A 16,781-nucleotide genomic window follows, 5' to 3' on the forward strand; every position below is an offset into this window, starting at 1 on the left:
AACCGGTTGACTCGGCCCTGGGCTCAGCCTTTTGACGTGCGACTGCACCAGGATGCGCGGAGAGGGGAGGCAATTGCAAGAAAGAATGGAAACTGCGGCAGGAATTCCCGGGAGCCGTGTCCGCAGGTTCGGGGAAATGGGCTTCAGGAACGCCTTCCGTTACCGGTGGACGTCCCTTCGCCCCGCGGCCCCGCCCCGCCCTCCGGGCCGCGTTCGAGGAACGGGGTGAGGAGCCCCGGCACGACCTCCTCGGCCAGGGCGATCCCGTCGGTGACCCCGACGTCCCGGACCTTGTAGCAGCCGTCGCCCGCGGCGATCGTCGCGCCGAGGGTCAGCAGACCCTTGCGGCGCTGGAAGGCGGACCGGGTGATCCTCCAGCCGATCACGCCGTCGCGCTGCACGGCGGCGGTGCGGCGGGCGAACGTGCCCGCGCGGACGACGAGATAGCGGTCGCGCAGGCCGTGGCCCAGGGCGCGGTAGGCGTCGTGGGCGAGCGCGAGGACGACGGGAACTCCGAGGAACGCGGTGATCCAGGCCGCGTGCACCGCGGCCGGGCCGAGCCACGGCCCGAGCCCCAGGAGTACGGCCACGAGGGGCGCCAGGACCAGCAGTCCGCGGTTGATCCGGCGGCACAGGGCGACCCGGGGATGTGCGAGGAACTGCGCAGTCTCCGTCGGGGACCGTTCCTCCGCGAGGACGTCGGCGGCGACCCGCAGGGCCTCCTGCCGCGGAACGGCCGGGGTGAGGGACCGCCGGCTGCGGTTCTCCTCGCTGCTACCGAGGCCGCCGGCGATCGCGTCGAGGCGGGCGGCACCGGCCCGGCGCAGCGGCATCGGCTCGATGATCTCGACGCCGCGCAGACGGCGGTGTTCCAGGGTGACGGAACGGTGGACGAGCAGTCCGCGGTGGACCCGGTAGGCGTCGTCCCCCTCCCGCTCCAGCCGGTAGCCGCTCCAGCCCTCCACGAAGGCGGCGGTGGACAGCGCCGCTCCGATGACGAGGAGGGCCACGGCGGTCACGAGGATGCCGAACCACCAGGGCACGGAGCCGAAGCGGTCGCGGACGTACACGACGACGGCGAGGTCCAGGGGGTTGATCTTCATCTCGCCCAGGACGCGCGCGACGGTGCCGACCCCGACGAGGACGGCGCCGAGCCCCCACAGGCTCAGCGGCGCGTAGCGGAGCCAGGCCCAGTCCAACTCGGCGACGAGGCCGTCGCCTTCTCCGCCGGGGCCCGGTGTCCCCGGTCCGGCGCCGGTGCGCCCGTGGGGGTCGAGCAGCAGCCGGCGGAGGTCGTCCGCATGGCTCCGGGTGATGCCGCCCAGCCGCAGTTCCCGGCCGGAGGGCGAGCCCTGTCCGCCGGTGCCGATCCGCACGGACGCGAGGCCGAAGATGCGGTGCGAGGGCTTGGCGTGGATGTCGACGCTGCGGATCCGGTCGACGGGGAGCGAGCGGTGGCTGCGGAAGAGGAGTCCGGAGCGCATTTCGACGCGGCCGTCCACGACCCGGAAGCGGGTGGTGAGCAGCCGCATCGTGCCGATCCAGGTGATCACCAGGAAGGTGGTCAGCATCGACCCGAGGGAGATGAGGGCCTGGAGGTCGGCACCGGTCAGGAGCAGCGTGAGGGCGAACAGGGCGAGCGGCCCGCTGAGCATGCCGAGGTTGACCAGCAGCAGCCGGGGGCTGAGCCGGCGCCACCCGCCGTCCTGCGCGGAGGCCGCCCGCTCACCGTCCTGCGGGCTCACGCGGCGTCACCCGGTGCGGCCTGTGTGGCCCGCGTGAGGTGCTCGACGAGATCGAGGGCGATCCGCCGGTCGATCCCCTTGATCCGTACCGCGCCGGAGGACGACGCGGTGGTGACGGTCACCCCGGAGAGCCCGAAGAGCTGCTGGATCGGGCCGCGCAGCGTCTCCACCGTCTGCACGCGGGACAGCGGCACGACCCGCCAGGTCTGCCACAGCCAGCCGGACGCCGCGTAGACGGCCTCGTCCGTGGCCTCCCAGCGGTGGACCCGGTAGCGCCAGACGGGCATGACCGCCATGTACGCGACGCCGGGCACCAGGAAGGCCAGGAAGAGCCACACGAAGACGAAGCGGGCGGGCGGGACGAAGAGGTACAGGGCTCCGAACACCAGGGGCAGCGGAAGGGCGAACACGGCGGCCTGGACGGTCCACCAGCCCAGGGCGCGCCGGTCGACACGGTGGCGCGGGGGCCTGAGCCATACGTCGTGCGTGCTGTCCACTGCTTCCGCCTCCTCGGCCGGTCGCGGGCTCAGGCGGCCCCGGTGAGGCTCAGGTCGGACAGCCGGGCCGGGAGGTCCCGGCGCCGCTTCACCTGCAGCTTGCGGTAGATGCGGGTCAGGTGCTGCTCGACCGTCGACACGGTGACGTAGAGCTTGGTCGCGATCTCCCGGTTGGTGTGGCCGCGTGCCGCCAGCAGCGCCACGCGCGCCTCGGCCTCCGACAGTACCTCGGTCTCCTTGGGCGGTTCGGCCGTCTCGCGGCCGGTGGCCTCGGCGGGTTCGGGGCCGGCCTGGCCGCCGGGCATGAACTGCACGCACAGCGGCTCGGCGCCGCAGGACTTGGCGACGTGCCAGGCCTTGCGGACGAGGATCCGGGCGCGGTTGAAGTCGCCGAGCGCCCGGTAGGCGCGGCCCAGTTCACCCAGGGCCACGGCGAACTGCAGGCGGTCCTCGCCGACTTCCAGGATGTCCACGGCCTCGGTGAGCCGCTTGAGCCGGTACGTGAGGTCGCCTCCGGTACGGGCGAGCATGAGCAGCAGCGCGCCGCGGGAGCGGCTGCCCTCGAGTCCGGTGTCACGCTGGTTCTGCTGTTCGGCGTACTCGCGGGCGCGTCCGGTGTTGCCGAGGGCCAGCCAGGCCTCCGCGGCGTCGAGCCGCCAGGGGACGAGTTCCACGGCGTCCATGTCCCATGCCTGCATCAGCTCGCCGCAGGTGAGGAAGTCGCGCAGTGCGGCGTGGTAGCGCCCGGTGGCCAGGTGGCAGCGGCCACGTGCCCGGAGGTACTGCAGGCCGAGGAAGGTGGAGAACATCGCCTCGGGAACGGGCTGTTCGAGGAGGTTCATCGCCTCCTCGTGGTTGCCCATCTGGACCTCGGTCTCGATCAGGATGGCCAGCGGCAGCGCGATGCCGACGCCCCAGCTCTGCGTGCAGATCCGCGAGAGGGCCTGGCGCGCCTGGGCGGCCGCGCCGGGCAGGTCGCCCCGGCGCAGGGCGATCTCGGCGCGGACGACGCCGAGCGCGGCGTGCCAGGCGGGGGCGTTGCGTGCGGAGCACTCGCCCAGCAGCCGTTCGCACCACGCGAGCGCCAGGTCGAGGCGGCCCGTGTAGATCAGGGTCAGCAGGGCGAAGACGAGGGGCTGGATGGTCCGGTCGCCCAGGTGGTAGCGCTGGAGGACCTGGGTGGCCTCCGCGACGGCGGCGTCCGTCCTGCGCTCCCGCAAGGTGGTCAGGACGGCCCCGGCGGCCTGGACGTAGGCGCAGTCCGCGGAGTCGTAGGGGGCCATCGCCGCCGCGACCGCCGCCGGCGTGTGCGCGCCGCCGGGGCGTACGGAACCGGACGGATCGGTGTCGGTGCCCGTCTCCGCGTCCGTGTCCGCGAAGAGCGCGGTGAGCGGCGGGCTGATCGTCGTCAGCCAGGTCCGGGCGGTGGCGATGCTGGCCTGGGCATAGGCGGGGGCCGCGGCGGTCATCTGGTGCCGCAGGGCCTCGCCCGCGCCCTCGGTCTGTCCCATCCACACCAGCGCCGACACGGCCTGGATCACGTCCCGGTCGGCGAGCCGGCCCGCCGCGAGTTCCCGGCACAGCTGCCGCAGGTGGCTCTCGGCGGCCGCCGGGCTGCTGCGCCACACCAGGCTCACCAGGCGGGATTTGAGGGCGGCGCGCTGCGGCCCCTCGGGGCAGGAGGCGACGGCCAGTTCCCAGCACTGCTGGGCGAGTTCGTCCTCGTCGTCGACGAGCGCGTACTCCGCGGCCTCCTTGAGGACCGGGATGGCCCACTCCTCGACGTTCTTGCGGGCGGCCACGAGGTGGCGGGCGACGTCGAGGGAGGCCGCGCCCTCGTGGTGGAGCAGCTTGGCGGCCCGCAGGTGCAGTGCGGACAGCGCGGCGGGGGGCGCCGCGTCCAGGACCGCTTCGCGGGCGGCCGGGGTGCGGAACGCGCCCTTGTGGAGGACGCCGCAGCGTTCGAGATCCTGCAGGGCCTGCTCGGTGGGCTTGACGTGCAGGTCGACGATGTGGCTGAGCTGGACGGCGGAGCAGCCGTCGCCGAGGACGGCGACGCCGCGGGCGGCGGTCAGCATCTCGGGGTCGCCGCGGTGCAGGCAGTTGAGAACGGCCTGCTGGAAGGTCTCACCGGGGGCGGCGGAGGTGCCGTCCTCCAGCAGTGCCTTCAGCAGCAGCGGGTTGCCGCCGGTCGTCCGGTGGATCTCGGGCGCGAGCCGGCCGACCGCCGCCTCCGGCAGGTGGTCGCCGAGGACCCCCGCGGTGCCCTCGGGCGTGAGCAGCCGGAGCCGGACGCTGGTGCAGTTGGGCTGGCGCTGCAGCTCGGCGTGGAAGGCGAGTTGGGCCGGTCGCAGCCGCACCGCCTCGGTGAGCACGATCAGCACCCGGGCCTGGCGTACCCGGCGGGCCAGGCAGAGCAGGAAGTGCAGGGAGAGCTCGTCGCCGTGGTGGACGTCGTCGACGGCGATGACGACGGTCCTGTTCCGGGCGAGGCGGAGCACCGCGGTGGACAGGTGCGGCATGATGCGCATGCCCGCCTCGGTGCCGTCCGCGGCCTGTGCGGTCTCCTCCGAGGCTGCGTCGAGCAGTTCGGTGGCGTAGGCGTGGACCTCCGGCGAGTGGTGGCCCGCGCTGTCGAGGATCCTGCGCAGGATGCCGAACGGGAGAAAGCGTTCGGAGCGGGAACCGGAGGCCTCGAGGACCAGTGCGCCGGCGGAGATCGCCTCGTCGGTGAATCTCTCCAGAAGGCTCGTCTTCCCACTGGCGACGGCCCCGTTGATCACGGCGACCCGGCCCCGGCCGCGCATCGCGCTGCCGAGGAGTTCGCTCAGGGTGTCCAGCTGCTTCCCGCGCTCGAACAGCCTTGCCCACACGGAGTTTCCCCTCCCGCTACCACACGTCTACGGAGGACGTGACGACCGCGCGCCGTGCCGGTGGGCCCGTGCGGTGCCGTCCTGTCATCTGTGCACCGCGGGGCGCGTCCCGGGCCGTTGTACGGCCCTGCCCCATACGGTCGTCCGCCAGGACACCGATGTCCGGCGGCTTTCCGCCCCCGCCGTCAGGCGGGGGCGGGCACTCGAACTCGCGGCCTGTCGGACGCGATCCCCCGTTGTGCCGAAGCGCTTGGTTCAGTTCGTCCGAGCGTCCGCGGTCAACCCCTCGGAAACAATTCTCAGGATGCGCTCCTGATGGTTCGCCAAAAAGAAGTGGCCCCCAGGGAAACAGTGAATTTCAAAATCACTGGTCGTGTGCTTTTCCCAGGACTCCGCCTCTTCGCGGGTCGTTCTCGGATCCGCGTCTCCGGTCAGCACCGTGATGGGCGTGCGCACGACGTCCTCCGGGGTGGCCCGGTAGTTCTCGATCGCGGTGTAATCGGTGCGAATTGCGGGCAGCACCATGCGGAGGATTTCCTCGTCCCCGAGAATCCTCGAATCCGTCCCGCTGAGTTCACGCATCTCCGCTACGACGCCGTCGTCGTCGCGCAGGTGCACCGTCTCGTGGCGGTGACTCGACGGCGCGCGCCGTCCGGAGGCGAAGATCCGCACGGGAGCCACGCCGTGGTCGCGCTCCAGTCTCCGCGTCACCTCGAAGGCCAGGACCGCGCCCATGCTGTGCCCGAAGAAGGCCAGCGGCCGGTCGAGCCAGGGCAGGAGTTCCCTGGTCAACTCGTCGGCGTAGCGGGTCATGTCGGTGATGCCGGGTTCGTCCCTGCGGTCCTGGCGACCGGGGTACTGCACCGAGAGGACGTCCAGCGCCGGAGCGAGCGCCTGCGACATCGGGAAGTAGAAGGAGGCCGAGCCACCGGCGTGCGGCAGACAGACCAGTCGGACCTGGCTCCCCTCCGACGGGTGGTAGCGGCGGATCCAGCGGCTGGAGGCCATGTTTTCTGCCAACTGACTGAAACTTTCCACTCAACGTCGGGACGCGATCGCGCGCTCGATGCCGCGACGGCAGCATGAACACGTTTCCTTCACAGCGCCATGTCTAGCAGAGGCGGCGAGCGGCGGAGTACCCCTAATCGGCACCCCTACACGCCTGAAACACCCCTGGTGGACACATCGACGGCCAGGGGTGGCGACCCCGCGGGAAAAGGTGTCGGGTTCGGCGGATAAGAGGGCGTTTGAAGCAGGCGGAACGCCCGTGATGCCCGAATGGGTTCGCGCCGGGTCTGGGCGTTCTCACCCGTTCTGCCCTGCGGGGACGCCGCCGGCCGAAGTGATATGAAGCACGGCCGCGGAGCCGTCGGTAAGGGTCTCCCGGTCGCGGGCGAGACGGCGACATATCACGATCCAACCGGTACTCCGCCGAACCCACGGATATCCGGGTTCGGCATTGTTGAATCCTTTTACTCGATCTCGGGGCGTGCCCGGCACGGCGTCGCGGAGCGATCGGGACCGGGCCGGTTTCGCGGGTACCGCGGCGGCCGGCCCCGGGGCTCAGGACGCCCCGGGGTCCGGCCGCCGCCGGCCCCGTACCTCCGCGCGATTCAGTCGTTCTCCGCGACCCGCTTGCCGAGGTCGAGTTCGACGCCGTCCGGCTGCTGCAGGCCGCGCTCGAAGAGACGACGGACGCGGTCTGCGTTCTCCGGCCGCCCCGCCGTCCGGAAGTAGGCGGACAACGCCGATCCGGCCTCCTCGTCGGAGGTCGGGGCGCTCTCGTCGACGAGGGCCTTGGTCCGGGACACGGCGGTCTTGTCGAACCCCGCGACACGGCGGGCGAAAGCGTCGACGAAGGCGTCCAGTTCGCCGTCGGGGACGACACGGTTGACGTAGCCGTACTCGGCCGCCAGCTCGGCCGGGAAGTCGTCCGCCCCGAGCAGGATCTCCATCGCGCGGCCCCGGCCCACGAGCCTGCCCAGGCGCCCCGTCGCGTTGCCCCCGGGCACGGCACCGACACCGACCTCGAACTGCCCGAGGATCGCCTGATGTCCGGCGAAGCGTATGTCCGTGGCCAGCGCGAACTCGCTTCCCGCTCCGCGGACGCGGCCCCTGATCGCGGAGATCGTCAGGGCCGGGACCTTGCTCAGGCGGACGAAGTTGTCCGCGTAGGGGTGGAGGCCCGTCGGGCCGGGCTTCATGGCGGCCACCCTGGCGCCGTCCGCCAGGAAGTCGAAGTGCGCCATGAAGAAGTCCGGGTTGTCGCTGCGGAAGACGACCACGGTCAGATCAGGCGCCTGCTCGATGCGGTCGACGAGAGCGGCGAGCTGCTCGATGGTGTCGACGTCGATGAGGTTGACCGGACCGTTGGAGAAGGTCACGTCCCAGTGGGACGGCGACACCTCGGTCACGTGGAACTGCTGCGTGTCTGACATGCGACGCACACTAGCTGACTTTAAAAACGAAATCCAAGTCGACGGCCGCGGCGCGCCGCGGAGCCGTGAGGTGCCACGGGCTGGACCGGACCTCGGCCCAGCCCATGGCACCCGGCCGGGGGCGCTTGCGCCCTCGGCCCGCGGACTTCCTACGGTGTGATGCGCAAGGCGTCCACCATCCCCACCGAGGTGCTGCGGTTGACGATGCGGATGGTGTGCGTTCCCTGGGTCAGTCCGGTGCGCTGCCAGACGGTCTGCTGCGCCTGCCGCGCTCCGGAGACCCGCAGGTCCACCGTCGCCTGGAAGGTGCCGTCGAGATAGACGTCGACGGGCCCCATGTCGCCGTTGCGTTCGGAGATGTAGCCGACTCCCGTGCCGGTGAAGGTGTACTGGGCCACGGAGTTCACCGTCGTGCTGTGGTGGGTGTCGTCGTTGTAGTCGCCGTAGCCCCGGCCGCTGGTGCCGTACCAGTTGCTGTCGTAGGTCAACTGGCTGTCGTTCACCATGGGGTTGGCGGTCTGGGCCAGGCCCAGGGTGGAGGTGGTGCCGCTCAGCGCCTTCTCCCCCTGGTTCGCGGTGCCGGTGAGCCGTACGGCGGTGTAGGAGGACAGCGGCTTGGCGGTGCGCTCCACCACGTACACCCTGCCGGCGACCGTCGGCAGGTCGAACTCGGCGGCGCTCGTGGTGAGCGCGGTCGTACCGCCGGTGACGTCGCGGACCCTCACCTGCTGGGTCCCCCACGGGTTCACGACCCGCGTCGTCTTCCCGTACAGGCTCTTGATGCCGATGTACTTCACCTCGCCGGCCTCACGCTCGGAACTGACGGTGAAGCCGCCCTTGGCCAGCAGGGTGAAGCGTCCCGTGAAGGAGGAGTCGCTCGGCACCGCGGGGAAGACCCGGATCTTGTCGTTGTAGGACTGGAGCAGCGACTCGTTGAGGGCCGCGAGGTGCACCCCGAGGTACTCGAAGACGCCGTTGGTGTTGTCGGTCATGCCGTTGGGATAGGTCTGGTACTTGCGGAGCATCGTCTTCATGCCCTGGTACGCCTGGTCCCCCAGCCCCAGCCGGGCCGCCTGCACGGCGTCATTGGCCCAGACGTTGCCGTACGGGAAGGGACGGGCATTGAAGGTGTTCACGGCCTTCTGCTGGTCCGGGGCGCCGATGCCGGTCCGGTCGTAGGGCCAGATGAGTTCGGCCGCCACGTTCTCCCCGTTGCGGGTCTGGGCCAGCGGCGGGGTGTGCGGCAGATAGACGTCCGCGGTGGACGGGTAGGCGATCAGGTTGTCCACGATCCGCTGCCACTGCGGCCGCAGGTCCGCGTCCAGGCCCAGGGACTGGGACGTGCTGATCGCGAGGGGGAACAGGGTGCGCACCGCGGCGAGGTCGGTGATCGCGTTCGGCACGTTCCAGTACGTCTCGTGCGCGTTCGAACTCGCGACGTAGTACTTGCCGGACGCGGAGTCGAAGGACAGCTTCGCGGCGTAGAACTTCACCACGTCCCGCATGAACGGGTAGGCGGTGTTGCGCAGGTAGGCGGAGTCGTTGGTGTACGCGTACTGGAGGTACATGTTGTACGCGGCCTCGGTGCCCGTCGACCAGATGTTCTTCGTGAAGTCGCTGTTGACGGTGCCGCGGGCGTTGCCGTCCCAGCCCATGGTCTCCGGCACCCACAGCCCGTCGACGCCGTAGCGGGTCCCGGTGTACGCCTTCAGCGCCGCCGCGTTGCCGCTGTAGAGCCGGTTGAAGCCGGCCATGAGGTCGGTGTGGTTGGAGGCGAGGAAGGAGTTGTAGACATCGCGCTGGTTCCAGAACCAGTACGCGTTGCTCCACTTGGTCTGATCACCGGTGGCCCGGAAGACGCCGTTGATGAAGTGGAACGGATTGGTCCCGTACCCACCGGCGGCGATCATGTACGTGCTCAGGTAGTAGACGTTCTCCAGGTAGTCCGCGTCCCCGGACAGCCCCGAGTACTGCACGAACGACTTGCCCCAGAAGTTGTGCCACCAGGACGTGTAGTCGCCGAGCGTCGCGCTGTAGCCGCGGCTCTTGGCCGCCGCCAGCGCGCGCTTGGCCTCGGCCACCGAGTCGTGCGAGGGCGCGTTGAGCCGGGTGCTGGCGGTGAACCAGATGGTGTAGCTGCTGGACGGGGTGATCGACAGGCGGACGGTCCGGCCGTCGACGACACGGGTGCTGTAGGACGCCCCCTCCACCGTGGCGGCCAGGGTGTAGCCGAAATTCTGCGGGTCGGACTGGCCGCGGCTGATCCCGGCGCCGGTGGAGTCGGCGTACGTGGAGACCGTCTTCCAGGTGGTGAGGTTGGGCACGTCACCGCTGTTGCCCAGCTGGGAGACGTCCCACAGGCCCAGGTCGAGGTTGACGGCGGAGACCCCGGAGCGCGAGTCCTCGACGTGCACGCCCATGACCTCGGAGTTCGGCACGCCCATCACGGTCACCGTGCGGTTGCTGTCGTACTTGGTGGTCAGGGTGCCGTCGTAGAGCGACAGGCGTTGCTGATAGGTGCTGTAGCCGCTCTCGAGCGCCGGGGTCGTGGACAGGTTGAGCAGGCCCGCGCCGAACGCCGTCTGCTGCGAGGTGTCCACGCCGGACACCTGCATGGTCAGCCCGTTGTTCTGCCAGGCCATCGCGCCCGTGCGGCCGTTGCCGACGGTCAGCCCGTGCAGGGGGTTGGTGTTGGGCCGGTTGTAGACGAGGTCGTGCTTGGACATATAGGCGGCGCGATCCACGTTCAGGGCTCCGTTGGCGGAGTCGAACGCGGCCTCCGTCGGTGCGGCCGCGGCCGGAGCCGACAGCCCGACGGCGGTCGCGGTCATGATGCAGACGGCTGCGAGCGCCGCTCGCACAAGTCTGCGCAGTCTCATCGAATGTCCTCCCTGCTGGTCATGGGGGTGCGCCGACCGGCGCCCGGAGAGCCTGGGACGGGGGTGCGACCGGTCGACGTGGAGCGTGATTGATCGGATGACTTGGTGGGACTGCTTCTTTGGCACGCTTGCTCCCCGTGCCGTACGAGGGCATGGCGAAGCGACGCGCCGGGCGGGACATGTAACGGAAAGAGCAGTGCAGGTCGCACGAGGCCGTTCGCTCTCGAAGCGCCTGCGACAAGCGGAATGACGGCGTGCGGGTACGTCACGGCGTTGGCATGGCCGTGCCACAGGAAGTGAACATCGGATGTCTTGACGGGTCAACACTCAGCGCAAAATCTGCCGGGCGGTCGGCCTTCCGCCTGCGTCACGGGGAGCGGAGAAGCCGTGGTGAGGCGAAGCCGCCCCCTCCGGCACCCTGCCGGGAAACACGGAAGGCCTCGCGGTGCGCGGTGTACCGGCGGTACCGTCAGTACATGACGAGTACCAAGGGCATGAACGTCCCCTTCACCGACGACGACGAACTCGACCAGGTGCGCCGCGCGGCGGCGGCCGCGGGCCTGCCCACCCGCGAGTTCATCCGGCAGGCGGCGCTCATCCAGGCCAACGCCGTCCCGACCGCGTTCCTGGAAGCCGCGATGGAAGCGCACGCAAAGGTGAAGGACGCGTTTGCCGAGATCCTGCCGGAGGACGGCCGTCCGAACGAGGCGTACCGCGCCGCGGACGCCGAGGCCGGCCACCGCCTGGCCGAGCTCAACGCCGACGACCAGGCGCGCGGGACCGCCGCGTGAGCCGGCCCGACGCGGTGATCTACGCGGACGTCCCGATGCTGCTGCAGGTCGCCGAGCACATCACGGGCGATCCGCAGGCCGACGACCTGGGCATCCTCCCGGCCGCGGTCGCCCGGCACCGCTCGGAGGCCATGCGGCGCGAGATCTACGGCTCGATCTGGCTCAAGGCGGCCGCGCTGCTCCACACCCTGGCCAGGCTCCCGGCCCTGGAGCACTCCAACGGCCAGTTCGGCTGGCTCGCCGCGGTCGCGTTCCTCCGCGTGAACGGCCACACCCTGACCTACGAGCCGAAGGACGCCGCGATCCTGGTCCGCGACGTCATCGCCGGCGAGGCGCCCGTCCGGCAGATCGCCCTCCAGCTCCGCCAGTGGGACACCGCCTGAACCCGCGGACGCCGAGCGGGCTTGTCAGAGGTACCCGCTAGCTTTCCGGCCATGGGAAATTCAGGCGGATCATTGACGACGCGGACCACGGAAGACCTGGGCCGGCTCATGCTGGCAGCCGGGTTCACGGACCTTGAGGACACGGAGGTGCGGGCGGAGGGCTGGCAGGTGACGGACTTCGCCGACGCCGGACGACGCAGCCTGGCGAACCTCGTCCAGAGCACACGGACACCGGCGATCATGGTGTCCTTCCTGGACAGCGACGTCGGTTTCGTCGAAGCCCTCACGCCGGACGGCAGCAGATGGCAGGGCCTGCTCAACCGCGAGATGGCGGAGAGCTACGAGATCCCTCTGGACCGCTTCCCCGTCGAGCGGGCGGTCGCCGGCGCACTCGCCTGGTCGGCCGCGGCCGGACTGACGTCCGACGAGGAAGCCATCCGGCATGCGCTCACCGGGTCAGCCCTGTTCGCGGAAGAGCTCTCCTCAGCCCTCTTGGCCGCCCTGGGGCTGCCCGGTGCGACCCGGGCCTGACATGCCGCACCGGCACGGGACGTGCACCGCTCACTGCGCACGCGCGAGCAGTCCGACGGCGACCTCGCGCAGTTCTTCGTCCGTGTCCGGGCGGGCGACCCGGCGGGGCGAGCGAGCGCACGCTTCGAGCAGGGGCAGAAGTTCCGGCGGTGTGATCCCGATGTCTCTGAGGGTGCGCAGCGCCTCCAGGCGATGCCACGCGCAGTCACCGGCGTGGGGCGCCCTGCTGGGGACGGCCAGTTCGACCAGCAGCGGGACCACCGGGCCAGGATCCGCGGTGATGCGCCAATAGGCGTCGGCCGCTTCCGCACGCGCCATGCCGTCCCGCCCAGCGAACAGTTCCCGCACCTGCGCGGCCAAAGGCGCGGCCAGGGGCCCGAGCCGACCGGCCTGGGGCAGGATCCACTCCGGCGAGTCCCCCGCCATCAGCTCGCGCAGCAGACCGATCGCGGCTCCGGGCCGGACGGTGAGCAGCGCGTGGGAAACGGCTGCGGTGGCACGCAGCGCCTTCTTCGGGTTGTCGCGTCGGGCTGCCGCGAGGCGGTCCAAGGTGGCGTTGTCGACAAGGGCCGGATCGAGGGTGCCGAGGAGCTGCATCGCACTGAACGTGGGACGAGCCCGGAATGCCTCAGCGATGTGGGCCGCGTAGGTGCGGGCCATGGCTGGGGTGAGTGCGTCGAGCAGTACCGGGTCGCCCTTGGGCAGGTGTTCCTCAAGGGCCAGGTGCAGGAGGGGTGGGAGGTGCGGGTCGTGGTGGGTGAGCAGTGCGGCGATCGCCTCGCTCGTGGGGACAGCGTTGGATTCCAGCAGCCGCAGATCGCCGCAGTGCCCGAGCGCGAGCTGCGCTGAAGCGGCAGCTTCGGGTGCCTCACGGCATGCCTCGTCCAGCAGCATGTCCCGCACCTGAGGGCCCGGATCGGCGGCACGGGGCATCCATTCGGCGAGTTGCCGCAGCAGCCAGGCTTCGCGTACGGCTGCCATCCAGTGGTCGTAGGTCACGGGTCGCGACAACGGCACTGCGCGTGCCAGGGCGGCCATGATGCGGGGTTCCTGGTCGCGCCAGTCCTTGCCCACCTCATCAGCCAGGTGGGAGCCGCGGTAGCCCAAGTCGCCCGCCGCGATCCACGCCTCGGCCACGGTGAGCGCCGCCTGCGGGTCCTGGAGCAGGACCTCGCGGAGCCGACCGTCCGGCGGGCCGGGGGACGGAAAGGGTTCTGAGCGCCCTGTTGCCCAATAGCAGCCGAGGTCCCTCGCGCCGTCAACGGCAACGATGTTCACCAACGCGGCCGGGAACGGCCGCTGCGCGCGTTCCAGCCCGAGCTGGGCGGCGGACAGACGGACTTCAGGTGCGTCGTCCGCGAGTGCCCTGGCTTCCCCGCACAGCACGGCGTCCTGGTCCGGGTCGGTCACAGCGAGGGCGGTCATGGCATCCGCCCGGGTCCATGCATCCGGATCATGTGCGGACAGATCGCTCAGGGTACCCCGTACGGCTGGATCGAGTGGCTGGGGGGCGACCACGGTCATGCGGATCGCCTGCTGCCGCACCGCGGGGTGCGGATCGGTCAGGCAGGCGGTCAGCGCTGGTAGTTCGGCCACGACCGCGGCTCGCAGCCGCCCGCGGAGAGAGTCGTGGTCGACTCCCTTCTCGGGATCTCCGGCAAGACGGGTCAGCAGGTACAGGAGACCTGCCCGGTGATATTCCGTGTGCATGGCAAGGTGCGCGAGGAAGGGTACGGCCGCGACCGTAGCCGGGTAGATCGACCCCTGGTGGTTGATGTTGTTGAAGAGCTCCTCGATCACCGACTCGCCGTCTTCGGTCTCCGGGTCCTTCTCCGCGTACAGCGCGCGGATCCATACGGGCACCTGGCCGGCCGGACCGTACGCGTCCTTCAGGGCGAACCAGTCCACCATGTCGAGTTCCTCGGGAGGTCTCATGACGGCGGAACCTACCGGCAAGCTCTGACAGCGCCCCTCCCGTGGGATCACGGCACCAGGCGAATGCCTCGCGTCACGCAGCACCAGCCAGATCCGGCGGCCCGCTCGCCCTCCGGCTGACGTGGTTGATCCACCACACGAAGAAAGCCGCTCCGAGGGGCAGCCCCATGACCGCACCCAGGATGAATCCGAGGTCCTCGGCGCTGGGCGACACCCATGATGCCGCCGCGCTGCCCGCCCCTGCCGACGCCAGCATGGTGAGGAAGATCGCGGCCACTCCGGAGCGCCGGCCCGCGGGCCGGGTCCGGTACAGGTCGGCGACGGGCCCGCTTCCACCCCCCACAGCCGCCATGCACATCAGGCCGAGGTCGTCCGGCAGCCAGCCCAGAGGCCACGCGACGAGTGCCAGCAGTCCGAGGAAAAGGAGAGACCAGAGCATGCCCGTGGCCGACTCCGCAGCCACCTCCCACGGTCGGCGCCGTGTCGGACCGGTCCCCTGCTCGCTGGTCATACCGGGAGCGTAACCGCAGGCAGCACCCCATGCCGAATGGCTGCCGCGGGCACATCGGCCCGACCGCTCGGGCGAAGGGGGGCGCCGCGTCGGTCCCTGCCACCTGCCCGGCCGACAACCACGGTGACGGCAGGCGACCGCCTGCCCTACTGTTCAGCGGATGAGCACTCTCCAATCGAGGTGGCCGAGGTGAGGCCGGCCGAGGTCCGGCACTGATCATGGCTGACCTGCGACTCGTCTGGACTCTCAGCGGACATGGCTGGGCCGACTGCACCGTTGCCGATGACCGAGCCGAGGCCGCCATCACCGCCTCGTACATCACGACCGCGCCGGAGGATCTGCTGACAGCGGTCGCCCGTCTGCTCGCCGGTGAGACGGAAACCCGTGCACAGTTCGAGGCGGAGCCCACCGCTTTCCGCTGGATCTTCGCTCGCGTGGGCAGCGACGTCCGGATTCGCCTGCTGGAGATGGCGCACAGCGGCAAGAACGACGCCGCCGGCGCCGAGATCTGGTCGAGTCGGCAGCACGTCGATGCCGTCGCCCGTGCGGTGATCCGGTGCTTCGACGAGGTTGCGCGGAAGTACGGAGACAGCGGATACCACGGCAAGTGGGGCGGGAACTTCCCCCGCGTCGAACTCGAAGCCCTCAGGCACATATGGCGCGCGGGACAACCGCCCCGGACAGCGTGATCCGGTACAGCACGACCTGCATCAATTCCACGGATCCGCCGACTGACACACTGTCACCACCCATCGGCCGACCGCAATCCCTGGAACTCCATTCACATGCTGCACGTAGTCTTCAACGGCCACGGACTCTTCGTCGCCATCGCCTTATTCCTGACCCTCGCGACAATGGCGGCCACCTATGTGCGGGCACGCCGCGGTCATCCCCGTCCGTGGGCCACCAGTTGCTTCGCCGGCAGCACCGCCGCCGTCCTGCTGCTCACCTTCTGGGGATCAGGCAGCGGGTACGTGGGGCACTGCACGATCAACCGCCAGGTGAGCGAGGCCTTCCTCAACGATCAAGGGCTTCTCAATGTCGCCATGTTCGTCCCTCTGGGCTTCTTCGGCGCCCTCGCCCTCCGGCAGCCCGTCGCCGTGGCCCTGGGCGCCGGCGCGCTGAGCCTGACCATCGAGGTCGTCCAGGGCACCGTGCCCGTGGTGGCGCGCACCTGCGACAGCTCGGACTGGGTGGCCAACTCCACTGGCGCGGTTCTGGGTGCGGCCCTGGGCTGGGCGTTGACGGTTGCGGCCGCGCGCATACGTGTCCCGGCCTGGCGAGGAAACCCCCGACCGTTCGCCTGGTCCCTCGCAGGCGTGCTCGCCGTCGACGCGTTGGCCGGATTCCTGCTCATGGAACTGCTCTTCGTCGACGCCACGAGCGTGCAGTACGGCAGCTCCGAGATGCGCAAGGCCGCCGAGGCCAGGACCCGCGAGGCCTTCGGGACTCAGCTCACCGTCCGGAAGGTGCAATACGTTCCCAGGGACAAGTTCATTCTGGCCGCGATAGGCAAGGGATCGATCATGCTGAACTGGCCCGACGACGGAGAGTTCAGCGCCGACTTCATGCCGTACCAGCAGGGCGTGGACTCCTCTCTCATCAGCTCCATCGCGGTCGTCGACAACCTTCCCGTCCCGAAGAGCGCGCAAGACGCCCGCACGATCGCCACGTACTACGCGCGGCAGCACTTCCCCTGGGCGTTGCCCGGCTCACGGATCGAGAGCCACCTGGACCCCGAAGGCGGGCCGGGGTGGAACATCGGCTGGCGCCGTACCGTCCGCGGCGTGCTCATGCCCATGCGCCTCGACGTGAAGATCGACCGCACGGGCCGGCTCTACGGCATCCGTGTGCGGGAGGTCGCCGACCCCGTCGACGTGCCGGCTACCCGGCTCACCGAGTCCCAGGCGAGGGCCGCCGCCCGCCGCAGTGCGGACCTCAACCTGCCCTCGGACGTCACCATCGGCAAGGGCACCCTCGCGCTCGCGGACCAGGAGGGGACGTGGCACACCGTCTGGCTGTTCCCCACCGGAATCGGTGACGACACGGAACAGGTCATCGCGATCGACTCCGCAACCGGGCGCTCCGTTCCGCTTCGTACGCGGGACGGCTGACCATGAGCCGGTGTGAGAGCGCACCGGCGCTGAGCCGCCCCGGCGCGCCCTCACACCACCGTGCCGCCGGGTCATGGCGCGGTT

General features: G+C 70.3%; 13 protein-coding genes. 5 read left to right on the forward strand and 8 right to left on the reverse strand.

The window, feature by feature from the left end; translation table 11 throughout:
- Positions 1-143: 143 nt before the first annotated feature.
- The 6 genes from ACIP9H_RS15630 to ACIP9H_RS15655 form a co-directional block, all read right to left on the reverse strand.
- The gene (locus ACIP9H_RS15630; protein WP_401592298.1) at positions 144-1,745 is read right to left on the reverse strand and encodes a PH domain-containing protein; all 1,602 of its coding nucleotides are present in this window, start codon (positions 1,743-1,745) and stop codon (positions 144-146) included.
- The gene (locus ACIP9H_RS15635; protein ID WP_401592296.1) at positions 1,742-2,242 is read right to left on the reverse strand and encodes a PH domain-containing protein; all 501 of its coding nucleotides are present in this window, start codon (positions 2,240-2,242) and stop codon (positions 1,742-1,744) included. Before ACIP9H_RS15635 ends, ACIP9H_RS15630 begins: the two co-directional genes overlap by 4 nt.
- A gap of 29 nt (positions 2,243-2,271) precedes the next feature.
- Positions 2,272-5,115, reverse strand: a complete 2,844-nt coding sequence (locus tag ACIP9H_RS15640) for an AAA family ATPase (protein WP_401959422.1) — start codon at positions 5,113-5,115, stop codon at positions 2,272-2,274.
- 255 nt (positions 5,116-5,370) lie between these two features.
- Positions 5,371-6,123: a thioesterase II family protein gene (locus ACIP9H_RS15645; protein ID WP_401959424.1), complete on the reverse strand. Its 753-nt coding sequence runs from the start codon at positions 6,121-6,123 to the stop codon at positions 5,371-5,373.
- Positions 6,124-6,728: 605 nt separating this feature from the next.
- On the reverse strand, positions 6,729-7,553 hold the full coding sequence (locus tag ACIP9H_RS15650; RefSeq protein ID WP_401592292.1) for an enoyl-CoA hydratase/isomerase family protein: 825 nt from the start codon (positions 7,551-7,553) through the stop codon (positions 6,729-6,731).
- 149 nt (positions 7,554-7,702) lie between these two features.
- Entirely contained in the window at positions 7,703-10,432 is a 2,730-nt protein-coding gene (locus ACIP9H_RS15655; protein ID WP_401592290.1) for a glycosyl hydrolase family 95 catalytic domain-containing protein, read from the reverse strand.
- A gap of 476 nt (positions 10,433-10,908) precedes the next feature.
- On the opposite strand from ACIP9H_RS15655, the gene ACIP9H_RS15660 reads away from it, so the two are divergent.
- The 3 genes from ACIP9H_RS15660 to ACIP9H_RS15670 are packed head-to-tail and all read left to right on the forward strand — an operon-like array spanning position 10,909 to position 12,137.
- Positions 10,909-11,223 carry a hypothetical protein gene (locus ACIP9H_RS15660; RefSeq protein WP_401592288.1) on the forward strand — a complete coding sequence of 105 codons (315 nt, stop codon included), beginning with the start codon at positions 10,909-10,911 and terminating at the stop codon, positions 11,221-11,223.
- Positions 11,220-11,606 (forward strand): fic family toxin-antitoxin system, toxin component, encoded by a 387-nt coding sequence (locus ACIP9H_RS15665; RefSeq protein WP_401592286.1) that lies wholly within the window; start codon positions 11,220-11,222, stop codon positions 11,604-11,606. The genes ACIP9H_RS15660 and ACIP9H_RS15665 overlap by 4 nt, the downstream gene beginning before the upstream one ends.
- Positions 11,607-11,657: 51 nt before the next feature.
- A complete protein-coding gene (locus ACIP9H_RS15670) occupies positions 11,658-12,137 on the forward strand; it encodes a hypothetical protein (protein ID WP_401959426.1) in 480 nt (159 codons plus the stop codon).
- Positions 12,138-12,167: 30 nt separating this feature from the next.
- On the opposite strand, the gene ACIP9H_RS15675 is transcribed toward ACIP9H_RS15670, so the two are convergent.
- Positions 12,168-14,072: a hypothetical protein gene (locus tag ACIP9H_RS15675; RefSeq protein ID WP_401959428.1), complete on the reverse strand. Its 1,905-nt coding sequence runs from the start codon at positions 14,070-14,072 to the stop codon at positions 12,168-12,170.
- A 73-nt stretch (positions 14,073-14,145) separates the two neighbouring features.
- Positions 14,146-14,583, reverse strand: a complete 438-nt coding sequence (locus ACIP9H_RS15680) for a hypothetical protein (RefSeq protein WP_401959430.1) — start codon at positions 14,581-14,583, stop codon at positions 14,146-14,148.
- Between the two features lie 218 nt (positions 14,584-14,801).
- Between ACIP9H_RS15680 and ACIP9H_RS15685 the strand changes: the two genes are divergently transcribed.
- On the forward strand, positions 14,802-15,272 hold the full coding sequence (locus ACIP9H_RS15685; protein WP_401592278.1) for a hypothetical protein: 471 nt from the start codon (positions 14,802-14,804) through the stop codon (positions 15,270-15,272).
- Between the two features lie 96 nt (positions 15,273-15,368).
- Positions 15,369-16,697 carry a VanZ family protein gene (locus tag ACIP9H_RS15690; RefSeq protein WP_401592276.1) on the forward strand — a complete coding sequence of 443 codons (1,329 nt, stop codon included), beginning with the start codon at positions 15,369-15,371 and terminating at the stop codon, positions 16,695-16,697.
- Positions 16,698-16,781: the final 84 nt, after the last annotated feature.

Origin of the sequence: Streptomyces sp. NPDC088732, assembly GCF_044751205.1 — a bacterium.
Classification (GTDB): Bacteria; Actinomycetota; Actinomycetes; order Streptomycetales; family Streptomycetaceae; genus Actinacidiphila.

Bases quoted from the DNA above. Each gene is read 5' to 3' on its own strand.
- ACIP9H_RS15660 (WP_401592288.1), top strand. From the start codon at position 10,909: ATGACGAGTACCAAGGGCATGAACGTCCCCTTCACCGACGACGACGAA.
- ACIP9H_RS15655 (WP_401592290.1), bottom strand. From the start codon at position 10,432: ATGAGACTGCGCAGACTTGTGCGAGCGGCGCTCGCAGCCGTCTGCATC.
- ACIP9H_RS15650 (WP_401592292.1), bottom strand. From the start codon at position 7,553: ATGTCAGACACGCAGCAGTTCCACGTGACCGAGGTGTCGCCGTCCCAC.
- ACIP9H_RS15675 (WP_401959428.1), bottom strand. From the start codon at position 14,072: ATGAGACCTCCCGAGGAACTCGACATGGTGGACTGGTTCGCCCTGAAG.
- ACIP9H_RS15680 (WP_401959430.1), bottom strand. From the start codon at position 14,583: ATGACCAGCGAGCAGGGGACCGGTCCGACACGGCGCCGACCGTGGGAG.
- ACIP9H_RS15670 (WP_401959426.1), top strand. From the start codon at position 11,658: ATGGGAAATTCAGGCGGATCATTGACGACGCGGACCACGGAAGACCTG.
- ACIP9H_RS15645 (WP_401959424.1), bottom strand. From the start codon at position 6,123: ATGGCCTCCAGCCGCTGGATCCGCCGCTACCACCCGTCGGAGGGGAGC.
- ACIP9H_RS15685 (WP_401592278.1), top strand. From the start codon at position 14,802: ATGGCTGACCTGCGACTCGTCTGGACTCTCAGCGGACATGGCTGGGCC.
- ACIP9H_RS15690 (WP_401592276.1), top strand. From the start codon at position 15,369: ATGCTGCACGTAGTCTTCAACGGCCACGGACTCTTCGTCGCCATCGCC.